16 protein-coding genes are annotated in these 16,323 nt (G+C 65.7%); 3 read left to right on the forward strand and 13 right to left on the reverse strand.

The features are described 5' to 3' along the window. Positions 1-104: 104 nt before the first annotated feature. The 4 genes from NFC73_RS12070 to NFC73_RS12085 form a co-directional block, all read right to left on the reverse strand. Positions 105-878: an SDR family NAD(P)-dependent oxidoreductase gene (locus NFC73_RS12070; protein ID WP_254750503.1), complete on the reverse strand. Its 774-nt coding sequence runs from the start codon at positions 876-878 to the stop codon at positions 105-107. 41 nt (positions 879-919) lie between these two features. Then, positions 920-2,305 (reverse strand): MFS transporter, encoded by a 1,386-nt coding sequence (locus NFC73_RS12075; RefSeq protein WP_254750505.1) that lies wholly within the window; start codon positions 2,303-2,305, stop codon positions 920-922. Between the two features lie 199 nt (positions 2,306-2,504). After that, positions 2,505-3,212, reverse strand: a complete 708-nt coding sequence (locus NFC73_RS12080) for a FadR/GntR family transcriptional regulator (protein ID WP_254750507.1) — start codon at positions 3,210-3,212, stop codon at positions 2,505-2,507. Positions 3,213-3,321: 109 nt separating this feature from the next. Then, positions 3,322-3,810 (reverse strand): SRPBCC family protein, encoded by a 489-nt coding sequence (locus NFC73_RS12085; RefSeq protein ID WP_254750509.1) that lies wholly within the window; start codon positions 3,808-3,810, stop codon positions 3,322-3,324. 184 nt (positions 3,811-3,994) lie between these two features. Between NFC73_RS12085 and NFC73_RS12090 the strand changes: the two genes are divergently transcribed. Together NFC73_RS12090 and iolB are read left to right on the forward strand one after the other, a co-directional pair. Continuing rightward, positions 3,995-4,735: a GntR family transcriptional regulator gene (locus NFC73_RS12090; RefSeq protein ID WP_254750511.1), complete on the forward strand. Its 741-nt coding sequence runs from the start codon at positions 3,995-3,997 to the stop codon at positions 4,733-4,735. A gap of 16 nt (positions 4,736-4,751) precedes the next feature. Next, positions 4,752-5,645, forward strand: a complete 894-nt coding sequence (gene iolB, locus NFC73_RS12095) for a 5-deoxy-glucuronate isomerase (protein ID WP_254750513.1) — start codon at positions 4,752-4,754, stop codon at positions 5,643-5,645. A 78-nt stretch (positions 5,646-5,723) separates the two neighbouring features. Here the strand turns inward: iolB and NFC73_RS12100 are convergent, their stop codons facing one another. Then, complete coding sequence (locus NFC73_RS12100; RefSeq protein ID WP_254750515.1) at positions 5,724-6,758, reverse strand: Gfo/Idh/MocA family oxidoreductase; 1,035 nt, start codon at positions 6,756-6,758, stop codon at positions 5,724-5,726. A gap of 134 nt (positions 6,759-6,892) precedes the next feature. Between NFC73_RS12100 and NFC73_RS12105 the strand changes: the two genes are divergently transcribed. Further along, a complete protein-coding gene (locus NFC73_RS12105) occupies positions 6,893-7,915 on the forward strand; it encodes a LacI family DNA-binding transcriptional regulator (RefSeq protein ID WP_254750517.1) in 1,023 nt (340 codons plus the stop codon). Positions 7,916-7,942: 27 nt separating this feature from the next. Here NFC73_RS12105 and NFC73_RS12110 read toward each other — a convergent pair whose 3' ends face one another. From NFC73_RS12110 to NFC73_RS12145, 8 genes are all read right to left on the reverse strand, one after another. Further along, positions 7,943-8,755 (reverse strand): TIM barrel protein, encoded by an 813-nt coding sequence (locus NFC73_RS12110; RefSeq protein ID WP_254750519.1) that lies wholly within the window; start codon positions 8,753-8,755, stop codon positions 7,943-7,945. After that, positions 8,755-9,870, reverse strand: coding sequence for a Gfo/Idh/MocA family oxidoreductase (locus tag NFC73_RS12115; RefSeq protein WP_254750521.1), 1,116 nt, complete (start codon positions 9,868-9,870; stop codon positions 8,755-8,757). Before NFC73_RS12115 ends, NFC73_RS12110 begins: the two co-directional genes overlap by 1 nt. 36 nt (positions 9,871-9,906) lie before the next feature. Next, positions 9,907-10,968, reverse strand: coding sequence for a Gfo/Idh/MocA family protein (locus NFC73_RS12120; RefSeq protein ID WP_254750523.1), 1,062 nt, complete (start codon positions 10,966-10,968; stop codon positions 9,907-9,909). Beyond that, a complete protein-coding gene (locus tag NFC73_RS12125) occupies positions 10,965-11,963 on the reverse strand; it encodes a Gfo/Idh/MocA family oxidoreductase (protein ID WP_254750525.1) in 999 nt (332 codons plus the stop codon). Before NFC73_RS12125 ends, NFC73_RS12120 begins: the two co-directional genes overlap by 4 nt. A gap of 108 nt (positions 11,964-12,071) precedes the next feature. After that, positions 12,072-12,998 carry an ATP-binding cassette domain-containing protein gene (locus NFC73_RS12130; protein ID WP_254750526.1) on the reverse strand — a complete coding sequence of 309 codons (927 nt, stop codon included), beginning with the start codon at positions 12,996-12,998 and terminating at the stop codon, positions 12,072-12,074. Between the two features lie 12 nt (positions 12,999-13,010). Then, on the reverse strand, positions 13,011-14,060 hold the full coding sequence (locus tag NFC73_RS12135; RefSeq protein WP_254750528.1) for an ABC transporter permease: 1,050 nt from the start codon (positions 14,058-14,060) through the stop codon (positions 13,011-13,013). 52 nt (positions 14,061-14,112) lie between these two features. After that, the gene (locus tag NFC73_RS12140; protein ID WP_254750530.1) at positions 14,113-15,105 is read right to left on the reverse strand and encodes a substrate-binding domain-containing protein; all 993 of its coding nucleotides are present in this window, start codon (positions 15,103-15,105) and stop codon (positions 14,113-14,115) included. Between the two features lie 147 nt (positions 15,106-15,252). Further along, a complete protein-coding gene (locus NFC73_RS12145; protein ID WP_254750532.1) occupies positions 15,253-16,266 on the reverse strand; it encodes a LacI family DNA-binding transcriptional regulator in 1,014 nt (337 codons plus the stop codon). Positions 16,267-16,323 lie beyond the last annotated feature (57 nt).

Genomic DNA, 16,323 nt, shown 5'->3' on the forward strand with positions numbered 1-16,323 from the left:
TTCGGCCAGGCTCCGGCACGGCACTGGCGCTGGCACTGGCTCCGGCACGAGGGCACCCACGCCGGAAAACCGGAGGGGGTGCCCGTGCCTGGTCCGGTTCCCGGTCAGGAAACCTGGAGGCCGCCGTTGATGTCGTACGTGGCAGCGGTGATGTAGCCCGAGTCCTGGCCCAACAGGAAGGCGATCAAGGCTGCCACTTCCTCGCGGGTGCCCACGCGGCCCATCATGATGCCCTCGGACAGCTGCGCTTTGCGCTCATCGGTGAGGGTTCCACCCATGATGTCGGTGTCGATCGGGCCGGGGGCAATCGCGTTGACCGTGATGCCGAACTCGCCGACTTCCCGGGCCAGGGCGCGGGTAAACCCGAGGATTCCGGCTTTGGTAGCGCTGTAGGCAACCTTCGAGAACGTTCCGCCGCCGCGCTGGGCGGAAATGGACGAGATGCTCACGATCCGCCCGAGCCTGCGCTCGATCATGCCCTTGAGGACCCGCTGGGAAACGATGAACGTACCGCGCATGTTGATGGCGAAGACGTTGTCCCACTCCGCCACGGTGGTTTCCATGAACGTCGTCGGGGAGCTGATCCCGGCGAGGTTGGCGAGCGCAACAATCGGGGGAAGAGAGTCTTCGATCTCGGTGATGGCCCGGTCAACGGACGCCTCGTCGGACACGTCGGCTCCAACGCCAATGGCCTTGACCGCACGGTTGGAGCCGATCTCCGCGGCGGCGGCCTTGGCGTCCTCCGCATTGATGTCGAGGATGGCGATTGACCATCCCTCGCTGGCCATCCGGTCAGCGGCGGCGCGGCCGATGCCGCGGGCCGACGCGGCGCCGGTCAGGACAACGGTGCGTTCGGAGGGGAAGTTGCTGGTAGTCATGAGGCTTTCCTTCAGGGGTTTCGAGATGAGGGATTTCGAGATCAGGAGATTTTTGCCGGAGCCTGGGAGTCAGAGGTCACAGCGGCAGCCGCGGCAACTGCGGGATCCAGCGCGGCATCGCCTTCGGGGCGCTTGCGTGCGTAAAGGTAGGTGGCAACGGCCGTGACGCAGAGGCAGAAGGACAGGAACAGCAGGCCGCTCTGGTTGTTGCCCGTGGCGTCGTTCAGCAGGCCGACAGCGTAGGGGGCCACAAAACCGCCGAGGTTACCCAGTGAGTTGATCAGGGCGAGGCCGGAAGCAGCAGCTGCCCCGGTGAGCGCCGCGGACGGCATGGACAGGAACGGAGCGATGGCGCCGTAGATACCCATGGCCGCGGCGGTCAGGGCGATGAGGGCCAGTATGGGGTTGACCGGGAGCATGTAGCCTGCAGCAAGGAGGCCCATGCCGGCAAGGACCATGCTGACCGCACTGTGCCAGGCCCGCTTTCCGGTCTTGTCCGCACGCTTGCTCCAGAAGTACACAAAGACTGCGGCCACGGAGTAGGGAATGAGGACGATGAACCCGACCTGGGCGGTGGAGAACTTGCCCAAGGCGGCGACGATGGTGGGCATCCAGAGACCCAGTCCGTAGATGCCGCAGACCAGGCCGAAGTACAGGGCCGAGTAGGTCAGGGTCCGCTTGTCCTTGAGGCCGGACAGGAAGTTGTGGCTGCCGGAACCGGACTTGACGGCCAACTCTTTGTCCATGGTGGTGGCAAGCCATTCGCGCTCGTCCGGGTTGAGCCACTTGGCATCCCGCGGGCGGTCGGTCATGAGGATGGGGGTGAGCAGGCCCAGGATGATGGCCGGGATACCTTCGATGATGTACAGCCACTGCCAGCCCTGCAGGCCCATGATGCCGTCCATCTGGAGCAGCAGTCCGGAGACCGGGGCGCCGAGGGCGTTGGAGATGGGCTGGGCGAGGATGAAGATGCCCAGTACCGTGACGCGCTGAGCGGCAGGGAACCACAGCGTCAGGTAGAAGAGGATGGCCGGGAAGAAGCCAGCCTCTGCCGCCCCCAACAGGAAACGGATGATGTAGTAGGTGGTTTCACCGTTCACCAGGCACATGGCCGTGGCGAAGATGCCCCACGTAATAAGGATCCGGGCCAGCCACTTGCGTGCGCCGAACCGGTACATGCCAGCGTTGCTTGGCACCTCGAGGAGTGCATAGCCGAGGAAGAAGATGCCGGCGCCGAGCCCGTAAGCTGCGGCATTCAGGCCGATGTCCTCGCTCATGGTGAGCTTGGCGAAGCCCACGTTGTTGCGGTCAAGGTAGGCAACGAAATAGAGCAGGACGATCAGTGGCATAACCCGGCGGCGGACCTTGCGGAGCGTACGCTCACCAAGCTCGCCGAGCCCTGCGGATTTTAAGGAGAGTGAAGTCATCTTCGACCTTCTGTCTAACGGAGTCCGGCACCGGCAGTGGTGGCGCGGATCCGTGCGGATATCTTGGGAGGCCCAGTCCACATGGGAACGGGATCAATGCGATTTGAGTCAGATGTCAGACATCTGATCGAACAACTGAGAAAAAGCATAGATTAGTGATGCGGATTACGTCAAGACCTGATTGGTGCGGGCTGCAACGTCAGGATGCTGCGTGGTGCACATAGCGTTCGTAGTCCCGGTATGTCTGGTCCATGTGCTCGTCCATCGCGCGGCGGGCCAGTTCGGCCTCGCCGCTGAGGATGCTTTCCATGACCTTTTGGTGGTACTCGATGGCGTGCAGTTGGATCTCTTTGACGGCGGACGTTTCACGCCGTTTTACGTAAAGGAGCTGACCTAGCTGCGCGAACAGCGCCCGGACAAACGGATTGCCGGAAGCCTTCAACACTGCGTCGTGGAAGGCGATGTCTGCCGCCACGAAGGCATCGAGGTCACCGGAATCGTGGAAGCGCTTCATGTCCGCAATGCACTTGCGCATCTGCTGCGCATGCTCGGGTGTATGGCGTTTGGCCGCGAGCGCAGCAGCCCCGGTTTCAACCATGCGCCGCATCTCGATCAACCCCACTGCCACCTGCTCCGCCCCATTGTCGTGCGAAGCGGCCTTGAAGATCGCGTCCAGACCGGTCCAGTTGTCGGTCGGGTTGACGAAGGTCCCACGGCCGGCTTTAACGTAGAGGATGTTCTGTGCCCGCAGGGCCTTGAGCGCCTCGCGCACCGTGAGGCGGCTGACGTCGTAGGCTTTGGCGATGTCGGCTTCGGGCGGTAAGGCGACGTGGGGCTGCAGTTTGCCGTCCAGGATGTCCTCAAGCAGACCGTCGACAAGGTCGTCAACAAGTGTCCTGCGGCCCATCGTGCTTCCCACCTTCAGTCTTGCCCCGTACTCCGGGTGCCACCCACATTACAGAAGCCGCCGCACGGACCGGGACCCCGCCGGCTTCACCGCCCGTTGAAGCGGCGTCTCAGGAAGTCCCCGTGCTGCCGGCCTCGCGCCGACCGGAGGCCGCAACGTACGCCTCAAGATTGGCCAGGGTCTTTTCGATGCTGGCGGGGTGTCGGCGCAGGTATCCTGCCAGCCGGAGGAAAATCTTGCCGCGGACAGCCCTGGCGTCCCATTGTTCGGTGACGCGCGTGCCGGCAGTACCGTCGGCGCCGGCGGCCGGTTCCAGGATGTACCGCCAGACGTGACCATAGAAATGGCGCCAGGCAATGCGCCGGCTTTCCTCGAATTCGGAGACCGTGTTCAGGATCTTGTAGTCCACGGCCATGTTCATTTCCATACCGAACCGGGCTCCGAGGCTCAGCCGTTCCGGGCCGCGCGGCTGGGCGCCCTTCACAGTGCCGGAACCGTCGATCGCACTGTGCAGCGCCGGAGTGGCCAGCACTTCATAGATCACTTCGGGTGGGGCAGCGATGAAGCGTTCGCGGGACACGAGGTATCGGTTGTTCATCCCCCCAGCCTAGGACCATATGCACGCATGGCGGTGCGCCCGCCAGTCGTAGCCTTGACCGCCAAAGTTCGGCTGATATTATCAACAAAGGCAGTATGTCCTATCAAGCGAACATAGTAGGACATGGATTCCCTCCCGGGCCTCGGGCGGGCACCAGCTTCCGGCATGGAACGAGGAATATCCAGTGGCGAATCAACTTGGTCTCATCATCGACCGCTCCTCGCCCGTACCCCTGTACCACCAGGTGGTGCAGGGCATCGAGGCCGCCATCCACAGCGGAATCCTGGAACCCGGCAGCCGGCTGGAAAACGAAATCGATCTCGCGGCCCAGCTGAACCTCTCCCGGCCCACTATGCGCAAAGCCATGGACGAGCTGGTCCGATCGGGGCTGTTGGTCCGCAAGCGCGGCGTGGGTACCCAGGTGGTCTCCAGCCAGGTCCGCCGCCCCCTGGAGCTCTCCAGCCTGTTTGATGACCTCTCCAACAACGGCAAGAAGCCCACCACCGAGGTGCTGACCTTCTCCCACATGGAGGCCGACGCTGCGACTCTCGCCACCCTCGAACTGCCGGCCGGCTCCAAGGTGTACCACTTCACCCGCCTGCGGAAAGTGGGCGGCAAGCCGCTGGCCCTGATGGAGAACTGGGTCCGGGACGACATCGCCACCATGGACGAAGCCATGCTGGCCTCTGAGGGCCTCTACGCCATTCTCCGCCGCGGCGGAGTCAACTTCCGCCTGGCCTCGCAACGGATCGGCGCGATGATCGCCAACGACTACCAGGCCCGCCTGCTGGAGGCGGAGGTCAATTCCGCCCTGGTCACCATGGAGCGCACCGCAACGGACGACGCCGGTCGCCGGGTGGAAACCGGACACCACGTGTACCGGGCGGATTCGTACAGCTTTGACATGACACTCGTACAGCGATAGCGCAAGGAATACATCAATGACTAACTGGGTCTACCCTCTGGGCAGCGCCGCCGACGGCGGCTGGGACGTCTCGCTCGGAACCTCCGATTCAACCCTGGCCGTGGATGGCTGGGCCCATACGGGCCTGAAGGTGGCCACCTTGACTGCCGGGGCCGACGTCGTTCTCCCGGCAGCGGACGAGGAGCGGATTGTGGTTCCCCTCAGCGGCTCCTTCACCGTCTCCGTCGACGGTGAAGACTATGTCCTGGCGGGCCGGGCGTCCGTGTTCCACGGCCCCAGCGACGTGCTGTACTCGGGCACGGGCCGGACCGTCACCATCAGCTCGACCGACGGCGGACGGGTGGCGGTCGCCACCGCACCGGCAAAGGCCTCCTATCCCACGCGCCTGGTCACGGCGGCGGAGACACCCGTGGAACTGCGCGGGGCGGGCAACTGCTCGCGCCAGGTCCATAACTTCGGCACGCCTGCGGCCCTTGAGGCTGACCGTTTCATCGTGTGTGAAGTCCTCACCCCCGCCGGGAACTGGTCCTCCTACCCTCCGCACAAGCACGATGAGGAAAAGGACGGCGAAACGAACCTTGAGGAGATCTATTACTTCGAGACGCAGGTGGCTGCGGGCTCCGGCGCACCCGCCGACGCCGACGCCATCGGTTACCAGCGCGTCTACGCCTCGGATGAGCGTCCCATCGACGTTGCCGCCGAGGTCCGCACGGGCGACGTTGTGCTGGTCCCCTACGGTTGGCACGGCCCCGCCATGGCAGCCCCGGGCTACGACCTGTACTACCTGAACGTGATGGCCGGCCCCGGCCCGGTCCGCGAATGGCTCATCAGCGACGACCCGCACCACGGCTGGGTCCGCCAAAGCTGGGACGGCCAGGACATCGACCCCCGGCTGCCGTTCGGCGCTTAGAGATCACGCGCTGGAGGTCACGGAAATGCCCCTCCGGGAACGGATTCCGGAGGGGCATTTTTCGTGGCGGCGGTGCGCTCACCTGGCTACGCTGATGGCCACCTTGACCGGGACGCCCGTGGCCAGCGATTCCTGGGCGGCGTCAGCCACGCGGGAAGCCGCCACGGCGTCCTCCGGGGTGCAGGGGTTCTCCCGCCGGCCCAGGATCAGCTCCACAAACGCGGCCATCTCGGATCGGTAGGCCTGGTCGAAACGCTCGGCGAACGTCCTGTGGGGTTCCCCGGCGGGGAAATCAATCCCTGCTTCGGCCGACGCGATGGCCGTTTGCTCATCGAGCCCAACCATCAGCGAACGGCTGGAGCCCTGGATTTCCAGGCGGACGTCGTGGCCGGCCCCGTTGTAGCGGGTGGCTGAGACGGTACCGACCGTGCCGTCGTCGAACGTGACCAGTGCCAGCGCCGTATCCACGTCTCCCACGGCGCCGATGGCCGGGTCGCCGTTGTTGGAGCCCTTCGCGTAGACCTCGACGATCTCGCGGCCGGTCAGCCAGCGCAGGATGTCGAAGTCATGGACGGAACAGTCGCGGAACAGGCCGCCGGAACTGGCGAGGAACTCCACGGGGGGCGGCGCCATGTCGCAGGTGACGGCGCGAAGAGAGTGGATCCAGCCCAGCTCGCCCGCTTGGTAGGCACGCTTGGCCTCAAGGTAGCCGTGGTCAAAGCGGCGCTGGTGGCCGATCTGCACCACGCCGTTGTTGTCGCGGATGTAGTCCAGCACCGGCAGGGCGTCCGCCACGTTCATGGCCACGGGCTTTTCGCAGAACACCGGGATGCCGGCGTCCACGCCCGCCTTGATCAGTTCGGGGTGGGTTCCGGTTCCCGTGGCGATAACCAGTCCGTCCACGCCGGCGGCGATAAGTTCCGCCACCGAGGGCAGGAAGCCGGCACCGAGGCCGGCCGCAACGCCCTTGGCGTGGTCCTCGGCGACGTCTGTGAGCAAAAGCCTGACGTTGATGCCCTCCGGGTTGAGGACTCCGTTGAGAGCGGCGATGTTGTTCGCGTGCATCACGCCGATGCGCCCCACTCCGACCAGACCGAGAATGACGTCCTTCATAGTTCCCTCGCATGCAGTAGCGGCCCCGGAATCCGGGAAGACAAACAATGTTGGAACGTTCCATCATTGTCTTGTTAGAATAGGTGAATCCGCAATCGGAGTCAAGACTTTGTATTAACAAACTGGAGGACGCTGTGACTGCCCTTGAACGCAAACGCGCGGCCACCATCCTGGACGTGGCCGCCGCCGCGGGTGTGTCCAAGTCTGTGGTGTCCCTCGTGCTGCGTGGTACGGGCTACGTCAGCGCGGCGAAGCGCACCGCCGTCGAGCATGCCGTCCTGGAACTCGGCTACCGGCCGAACGCGGCTGCCCGGGCCCTCGGCGAATCGCGGAGCCGCACCGTGGGCGTGGTACTCAACGACATGCGGAACCCCTGGTTCGTCAGCGCGGTCGAAGGGCTCAACAGCACCCTCAACGAGCGCGGCCTGCAGATGCTGATGGGCGACTTCCGCCTGGACAGCCGCAGCGGCGAATCCCTGCTGAAGAAACTTCTGGAGATGAACATCGAGGCCCTGGTGCTGGTGGGGACCATGCCGGAGAGCCCCGGCCTGACGGCGGCAGCCTTGCAGGTGCCAACCATCGCGCTGGGAGCGCCCACCGGCCCGGGTGCCAACGTCACCGTCGTGACCAACGACGACGACGCCGGGGCGCGCCTCGCGGTGGCTCACCTGATTGCGCTGGGGCACCGCCGCATCGCCCATGTGGGGGCACCGGCCACCGCAGTCGGGGTTGCCCGGCGTCGGGGGTATGAGGCGGAGATGAGGGCCGCCGGCCTGGCGGAGTTCATCCGGACCGTGCCGGGCGACCTGAGCGAAGAGGGCGGCCACCGTGCCGCCCTCGAACTGTTGTCAGGTGGCGACCGGCCCACAGCGGTGTTCGCTGTCAACGACATGGCGGCACTGGGCGTTCTCTCGGCTGCCGAGGAATGCGGTCTCGCCGTTCCTGCCGATCTTTCGGTGGCCGGCTACGACAACACCCCCCTGGCGCGGTTGCGCCGGATCAGCCTGACGTCCGTGGACACGGCCAGTTTTGCCGCAGGGCAGCGGGCGGCCGAACTCCTGATCGCACGGCTGGAGCCCGGCAGCACCATGCCCCCGGACGAACTGTTGGTGCCGACGCTGGAAGTGCGGGGCAGCACCGCCGCCCCTCACGCCTGAACGGCACGCCACCCCTGAACGGCACGACTATGCCGAGGCGATCTGGACGCTGGCGTCCTGCACCGTGGCGTCCTGCACCGTAAACGCCGCCCGGAAGGCCGCCAGGGCTTCCTCGTCGTCACCGCTGGCCCAGGCTTCCATGCCCACCGTCCCCTCGTAGCCTGCGTCCGCGAGCGCCCTGGCCACGGCCCGGTAGTTGATCTCCCCGGTCCCGGGTTCGCACCGCCCGGGGACGTCGGCCACCTGGACTTCGCCGATGTGCGGCAGGGCGGTCCGCACAAGCTCAATGAGGTTCCCCTCCCCCAACTGTGCGTGGTACAGGTCCAGCATGAGCTTCACGTTGGGGTGCCCGGCTGCTTCCACGAGCGCCAGGGTGTCCTTGGCGCGGGCGAGCGGGATGCCGGGGTGGTCCAGGATCGTGTTGAGGTTCTCCAGGCAGAACGTCACCCCATATTTCTCCCCCAAGTTGCCGAGCCGTTCCAGCGTCCGCGCCCCGGTGCTCCACATGCGGCCGGTGGACCGGTAGAGGGGGCGCGCCGCCTGTCCGCCGATGAGCTCCGCGGAGTGCACCACCATGCGGCTGACGCCGAGTTCAAGGGCGGTCGGGATCAGCGACTCGGCCGTCCGCACCACGTCGTCGGCGGTGTCGGGGTCCACCAGGCTTCCGGAGGTATACCCGGTCATGGAGGAGAACACCGCGCCGGTGGCCTTGAGCGCGGCCAGGTCCTTGCCCCTGGAGTCCCACATCTCGACGTCGAATCCGGCGTCGTGGATCCGCTGCACCCGTTCCACAAACGGCAGGTCCGTGAAGACCATTTCCGCGCAGACGGCCAGCCGCATCAGACGCCGGCCCTGGCGTCGTCACGGAGCGCCACAGGGGCAGCGGCCACAGCCACCGGACCACCCTGCTTGACCGATTCGATGCACGCCAGCGCCATGGCCAGCGCGCGGCGGGCGTCTGCGGCGCCGGGGGTTAGGCTGAAGGCGCCCGACGGCGGCGGGGTGCCGTCCCGCTGCGCGCGAACCGTGGCGGCGAAATCGGCGAGTTCGTCCGTGTAGGCCTGCCGGAAGAGTTCCACGTTGAGGCGCGGGGTGTCCGCGGACAGTCCCTCCGCCGTGTAGCGCCGGGCCGCCGTCTCGGTGGCACGGCCGGCCTGGACCATGCCCTTGGAACCGAAAACCTCGCCGCGGATGTCGTAGCCATAGAGGGCGCTGAAATTTGCTTCCGCCACGGCAATGGCGCCGTTGCTGTAGCGGATGGTCACCACCGCGGTGTCCAGGAAGCCCTGATCGCGGAGTTCCGGTTCCACGAGGGCGTCGGCCACGGCATAGACCTCCACCGGCTCGGCGCCTTCGTTGAACCAGTTGAGGGTGTCGAAATCGTGGATCAGGGTTTCCAGGAAGACCGTCCACGCGGGGACCCTGGCCGCGTTCGGGATGCTTCCGGTCCCGGGGTCGCGGGTCAGCGAGCGCAGGAGCTGCGGCTGACCGGCGACGCCCGCGGCGAGATCCTTCTTGGCGGCCTGGAAGTCATCCGCGTAGCGTCGGTTGAAGCCGATCTGGAAATGCACCCCCGCCTTTTCAACGGCGGCCAGCGCGGCGTCGAGTTCGTCCAGGCCTTGGCCCGCGGGCTTCTCGCAGAAGACGTGCTTGCCGGCGGCGGCAGCCTGGGTTATCAGGGCGGAGTGGAATCGGGCCGGGCTCGCGATCACCACGGCGTCGATCTCCGGATCGGCCAGGATGTCTGCGGCGTCGGCCGTGACCTTTCCGGTGCCAAGGGATTGGGCAAGGGCCTGCGCGGATTCCACATTGGGGTCGGCGATGGCCGCCAGGATAGCGCCGGGGACGCGGCGGGCAATGCTTTCGGCATGGAACGCCCCCATCCAGCCGGAGCCGATGAGCCCGACCTTCACGGGTGCGGAGAGTCCTGCGGAGTGCTGTTCGATGTAGGCCATTGGCCCATCCTTTCGTTGGTCAGAACAGATAATGAATCAGGGTCGGGCGGTTTCCTCGTCCGCCAACGTTTCTTCGCCCGGGAACACCACGCCCAGCTGGCGGCGGATCTCGTCGGCCACGTCCAAAGTGCGGATGGATGCTGCCAGCGTCCGCTGGCTGGCCTGCTTCTGCCCGGCGGCCACGGCACGGGCCACGGCCGCCGCTTCGTAGTGCAGTCCCTCGAAGTGGCCGCCGGGCGGTTCCTCATGGCGCACCCGGGCCCCGTCCGGGAAGCGGACCTCGAAGCCGCCGGGCATGTTGAAGGGACCGTCGATGGTCAGCGTGGCCTTCGAACCGACGATCGTGGCCGCAGTGGGTGTGAAGTTATGCACGTGGGTGTTCACCACGGCCTGTGCGCCGCCGGCGAACCGCATGATGGCGGACAGCTGGGCGTTGACCCCGGACTCGTGGGGCTGGCCGATGGCGTGCAGCTCTTCCGGCAGGCCCAGGACCTCGGTGACCAGGGCCAGCGGGTACGTGCCGAGGTCCAGCAGCGGGCCGCCGGCCAGCCAGGGATCGAAGATCCGGTGGCCGCGTTCGAAGTGTTCGCCGTATTCGGCAAAAACCGTGGTGACGGTGCCCAGGGTCCCGGCCTCGAGGATCTGCCGGATCACGTCGAACTTGGGCAGGAAGAAACTCCACATGGCCTCGGCGGCGAACACCCCGGCGGCCTCGGCCCGTTTGGCGATATCCCGGGCCTGCGCCGCGTTGAGGCCGATCGGCTTCTCGACCAGAACGTGTTTGCCGGCGTCCAGGGCGAGCACAGCGGCCTCGTGATGGAAGTTGTGTGGCGTGCAGACGTAGACGATGTCGATGTCCGGGTCGGCGGCCAGCTCCGCATAGCTGCCGTAGGCCGCGGGCACGTCGAAAGCGTCCGCGAATGCCTTGGACCGGCTGGGCGAACGGGACCCGACGGCAGCGATCACCTGGTCCGTATGCGCCTGGACGGATTCGGTGAAGCGTTCGGCGATCCAGCCCGGTCCCATGATCCCCCAGCGCAGCACCGGGGCATCCCGCGGACCGGGCACGCGGGAGACCGGCAGGGCGGAAAAGCTCACGAGTAGCTCACTTTCGTGTAGGCACCATCGCTGTGCAGGGACTGGATCATGGCCTGGGCCACGAGCGAGGCGTTGAGGCCATCCTGCGCCCCGGCCAAGGGCGGCTGTTCCCCCTCTGCCAGCGCCGAAATCCAGGCCTGCAGCTGGAGACGGTACGCGTCGGCAAAGCGCGGGCGCCAGTCTGCGGGTATCGCCGTCTGGCTGCGACCCGCCTGCTGGACGGCCAGCAGTGCGGAATCCTGGAGGTCGGTGGTGCCACGTTCCGAGACAACCTCGCAGCGCGTTGTATAGCCGTACTGGGCATTAAGGAACAGCTCCAGCGTCGTCACGGTCCCGTCGGCGGTGCGGAGCATCATAAAGGCGGGGTCCTGCAGCCCGCCTTCGGCATGGCGTGAGCTCCGCCCTGACTGCCACGACACCTCCATGATGTGCGAGTCCAGCAACCAGGGGATGATGTCCAGCTCATGGATGGCCGAATTCGTGATGGCCGATTCCGAGGTGGTCCCGGGGCCCGCGGCGGCGTTGCGGCTGGTGCAGTGGACCATCAGGGGCTCACCCTGGACCCGGTCCTGCACGGACTGGCGCAGGGCCACATAGCCGGGGTCGAAGCGACGCATAAAGCCCAGTGAGAGCAGGGACGCGCCGGTTGCGGCCACGATATCAGCGTCCGCCGCCACCACCTCGAGGCTTTCCAGGAGTGTGGGTGCCAGCGGCTTTTCGCACAGCACCGGGGTCATCGCCTCGAAGCACTCCAGCACCAGCCCGGCGTGGGTGGAGTCGTGGGAGGCAACCACGACGGCGTCCACCTCCTTGGAGTTGATCAGCTCGGAGGGATCGGTGGTGATGCGGGCGCCCGGAGGTGCAGCGGCGGCGGCACGGCCGGCGTCGAGGTCCGCCACAAAGGTGACTTCGGCGCCGCCGATAGCGGTGGAGAGGTTCCTGATGTGGTCGGCGCCCATGATTCCGGCGCCGATGACGCCTACCCGGATCGGCATGTTGGTCCTGTCCTGTCCACCGTGATTCTGCACGTCGTTTGATGGCTGCCCCATGGCAAGGGAGGGGCCCGCCGGCAGTCCGCCGGAGGGCCCCTTCGGCCGGCGCAGCTAGGCGTGTCTTGGGGCGCCTGCCTGGACGGCGTCAGCGACGTCGGCCACTTCGGCTTTGACTTCCTTGAGGGCTTCGCTGTGGCCGCCGAGCTGTTCAAGTTCGTGGGCGAGTTCGGCGAGTTCGGCGCCGCCGGCCATCTGGGCGGTGAGCTCGTCGAGGGAGATGTCCTTCTTGTCGTAGTAGCCGATCGACTTGCCGCGCTTGAGCAGCAGGAACCGGTCACCGACGGGGAAGGCGTGGTGCGGGTTGTGGGTGATGAAGATGACCCCGAGGCCGCGGTCGCGGGCCTGCAGGATGTACCGCAAAACCACACCGGACTGCTTGACGCCGAGTGCCGCCGTCGGCTCATCCAGGATCAGCACCTTGGCACCGAAGTACACCGCGCGGGCGATCGCGACACACTGGCGTTCACCGCCGGAGAGCTGGCCGATGGGCTGCTCCACATCGCGCAGGTCGATGCCCATCTCGGCGAGTTCCTTGAGCGTGATGGCCTTCATCTTCTCAACGTCCAGGCTCTTGAACGGGCCAAAGCCGCTGGTCAGCTCCGAGCCGAGGAAGAAGTTCCGCCAGATCGGCATCAGCGGGACCACGGCGAGGTCCTGGTAGACCGTGGCGATTCCGACGTCGAGGGCGTCACGGGGCGAGGTGAACTTCCGTTCCTCGCCCATGATGTTCAGGACGCCGGCGTCGTGCTGGTGCAGGCCGGCGATGATCTTGATCAGCGTGGACTTACCCGCACCGTTATCACCCAGTACACAGGTGACGCGGCCGTTGTCCACGGCCATGGTGACATCGGACAGAGCGATGATGTTGCCGTAATGCTTGCCTACTCCCTCGAGGGAGAGCAGGTGGACGGGGGTGTGGGTGAGGGGATCTTTTTCATTCTGGAGCAGCGTTTGCTGGTCGATTTCCTTGGCATTCATTTCTCCGGCCCCTTACTTGAGTTCCGCGCGGCGTTTGACGATGAGGTTGACGATGGTGGCCAGCAGCAGCATCAGGCCCAGGAAGAACTTGAACCAGTCCGGGTTCCACTGCGCGTAGACGATGCCCTTGTTGGCCATGCCGAAGATAAACGCACCGATCGCGCCGCCGATGGCCGAGCCGTAACCGCCGGTGAGGAGGCAACCGCCGATAACCGCGGCGATGATGTAGAGGAACTCGTTGCCCACACCCTCACCGGACTGCACGGTGTCGAAGGCGAAGAGGTTGTGCATGCCCAGGATCCAGCCGCAGAAACCCACGCCCATGAAGAGCCCGATCTTGGTGGCCTTGACCGGGACACCTACGGCGCGCGCGGCGTTCTCGTCCCCGCCGACGGCGAAGATCCAGTTGCCCACTCGGGTCCGCATGAGCACCCAAGTGGCCACGGCGACGAGCGCGATCCAGATGAACACCGTGATTTTGACGTCGATGCCCCCGATGGTGACGGAGGAGGCAAACACCGCGCGGGCGGAGTCGAAGCCATCCATGACAGAGATGGACGGCGATGACACGGAGCCGCCGATCAAGCGGGTCAGGCCAAGGTTCAGGCCGGTCAGCATCAGGAAGGTGGCCAGGGTGACGATGAAGCTGGGCAGCTTGGTCTTCATCAGGATCCAGCCGTTGATGAAGCCGATGGCCAAAGAAACCAGCAGCGCCAGGACAACCCCGACCCAGACATTTGTGCTGAAGTACCAGCTGAACATTGAAGCGGTCAGTGCCGAGGAGATCACGGCGACGCCGGTGGAGAGATCGAATTCCCCGCCGATCATCAGCAGGGACACCCCCACGGCCATGATCCCGATCGTGGAGCTGCCGTACAGGATGGTCGCCAAGGCGTTGGGCTGGGTAAACGTTGAGGACACCAAGGCGAAGAAGACGAAAAGGACGATTGCGCCCACGAGGGCACCGACCTCGGGCCGGCTGAGGAGCTTCTGCAACGGGCTGCGCTTAGCGACGCGTTCATCAATCGCCGGTAATTTGAGCTTGGGCTGGGTCATGGTCATGATGATTCTCCTTGCTGCCGGGCCGGCGTTGGCCGGCCCGGCCAGCGGGCTGTTAGCGGATACCCTGTTCGGCGAACTTCAGGACTTCGGCCGCATTGGACTTGTCGATGATTGCCGGGCCGGTCAGGACCGACTGGCCGCCGCCGATCTTGAATCCGCCGCGCTTGTTCTGCCACAGCGCATCCACGGCGCTGTAGCCCTGCAGCCACGGCTGCTGGTCAACAGTGAACAGCACGCTGCCGTCGGAGACTTTTTGGGCCAGTTCCTTGTTCAGGTCGAAGCTGGCAACCTTGGCGGCGCTTCCGGCGGTGGAAACGGACTTCAGGAGGGTCAGCGTGATCGGGGCACCGAGGCCGATGATCACGTCGGCGTCTTTGGAGGCCTGCAGCTTGGCGGTTGCCGTTGATTCAACGGACGTCATGTCGGCGCCGTTGACGTACAAAATTTCCGTCCCGGGCACCTTGGCCTTCACACCGGCACAGCGGGCTTCGAGGCCCACGTGCCCCTGCGCCTGGATCACACAGACCGGGTGCTTGTATCCACCCTCTGCGAGCCTTGTGCCTACGGCCTGGCCGGCGAGCTGCTCGTTGGAACCGAAGTGGGTGAACGCTCCGAGCTGCGCGGAGGCCGATTCGCCGGCGTTGAAGCTGACAATCGGAATGCCCGCGTCGGCGGCCTTCTTCAGCGCACCCTTCAATGCCTCAGGCGTGGCCAGGGTCACGGCGATGCCGTCCACCTTCTGGTCCACGGCCTGCTCGATCAGCTGGGCCTGCCTGCCGGCTTCGGGATCGGAGGTGTACAGCAGCTCGACGTTGTCCTTCGCCGCAGCCTCCTCGGCGCCCTTGCGGACGGTGTCCCAGAATGTATCACCGGCGGGGGCATGGGCGATCAGGGCAATCTTGATCCGGTCCGTTGTGGCGGCCTGTCCGCCGCCGGCGTTGCCGGTATCGGCGGGCTTGCCGCCGGTGCTTGAGCAGGCGCTCAGCGCCAACATCGGCACAACTGCCGCAACGAGAGCCGCCTTGCGCCAAGAAAAATTAGCCACGTTAATCTCCTTTGATCTCAGGTTCCGGGCTGCCACTCTGCAACCGCCGGAGCACTGTCTACCTCGATCATGGTGATTCAGCTCACGAATGTCAATAGTTTGTCCTGACATTAGGATGTTTTGACGTGGGGAGCCTGCTGTGGCCAACTAAAGTGCCGGTCGCGCCGTGGTCCCGCGGACAACCAGGGCGGGCTCGATCAGCCTGCGTTGCGGGCCAACAGTGGAGTCGTGAATGCGCGCGAGCAGCGCCTTTGCCACATCCACACCCACCAGGTCGCTTCGGTTGTCCACGGAAGTCAGCTCCAGATACCGCGACTTTGCCAGGGTTGAATTGTCGTAGCCGATCACGGAGATGTCCGCCGGGACCGTCAGCCCGCGCGCCCTAATGGCACCCAGGGCACCCAAAGCCATGGTGTCGTTGGCGGCGAAGATCGCGGTGGTGTCCGGATGGTGGTCCAGCAGCCAGCACGTCGAGGTGTAGCCGTCCTCCTCGGACGTGCCACCGGACTCGCCCACAATACGGGGTTCGACGCCGGACTCCTGGAGCCGGGCTTGGAAGCCGGCGCGCCGGTGTGCTGCGGCACCGCCGGAGCCGGAAAGGTGGCCTATCCGCGTGTGGCCGAGCCCCAGAAGGTGGCTGGCCGCCATACCGCCGCCGCCGTCGTCGTCGTTGGTGATCAGGTCCGCGCCGGCCGGCACGCCAGCGCGCCACCCCGCCACTACCGTCGGAACCCCCGCCCCGGCCAGCATTGACGCGCTTGGCTCGGCCGCTATCACCAGTCCGTCAACGTGCATGGCAAGCAAACCGTCGGCAGCTTCCTGGATGCGGTTCTCCCCGGGGCGGGAATCAGCCAGCATCACCTGGTAGCCATGTTCGGTCAGCGCAGATTCCATCCCCCGCAGCAGATCGACGAACCACAGGTTCCGGTAGTCGTCGATCACCAGCCCGATGCTCTTGGTCCGGCTGCTGGCGAGCGTGGTGGCGGCGCGGCTGGGGCGGTACCCGAGGTCCAAAATTGCCGCCTGGACAGCTTCCCGGCGCTTGTCGCTCACCCGTGCCGGATTCTGCAGTACGAGTGAAACCAACGACGGCGAGACGCCCGCCTGCTTCGCCACGTCATAGATCGTCGGGCGTCGGGTCTTGGGGCTATGCAACGTCATTCGAGGTGCCTTTCGTGTCTGCCCTTGAGGATATCCGCAGGTGATTGACAGGACATA

The sequence above is a fragment of the Pseudarthrobacter humi genome, from assembly GCF_024294965.1.
In the GTDB taxonomy this organism is placed as follows: Bacteria; Actinomycetota; Actinomycetes; order Actinomycetales; family Micrococcaceae; genus Arthrobacter; species Arthrobacter humi.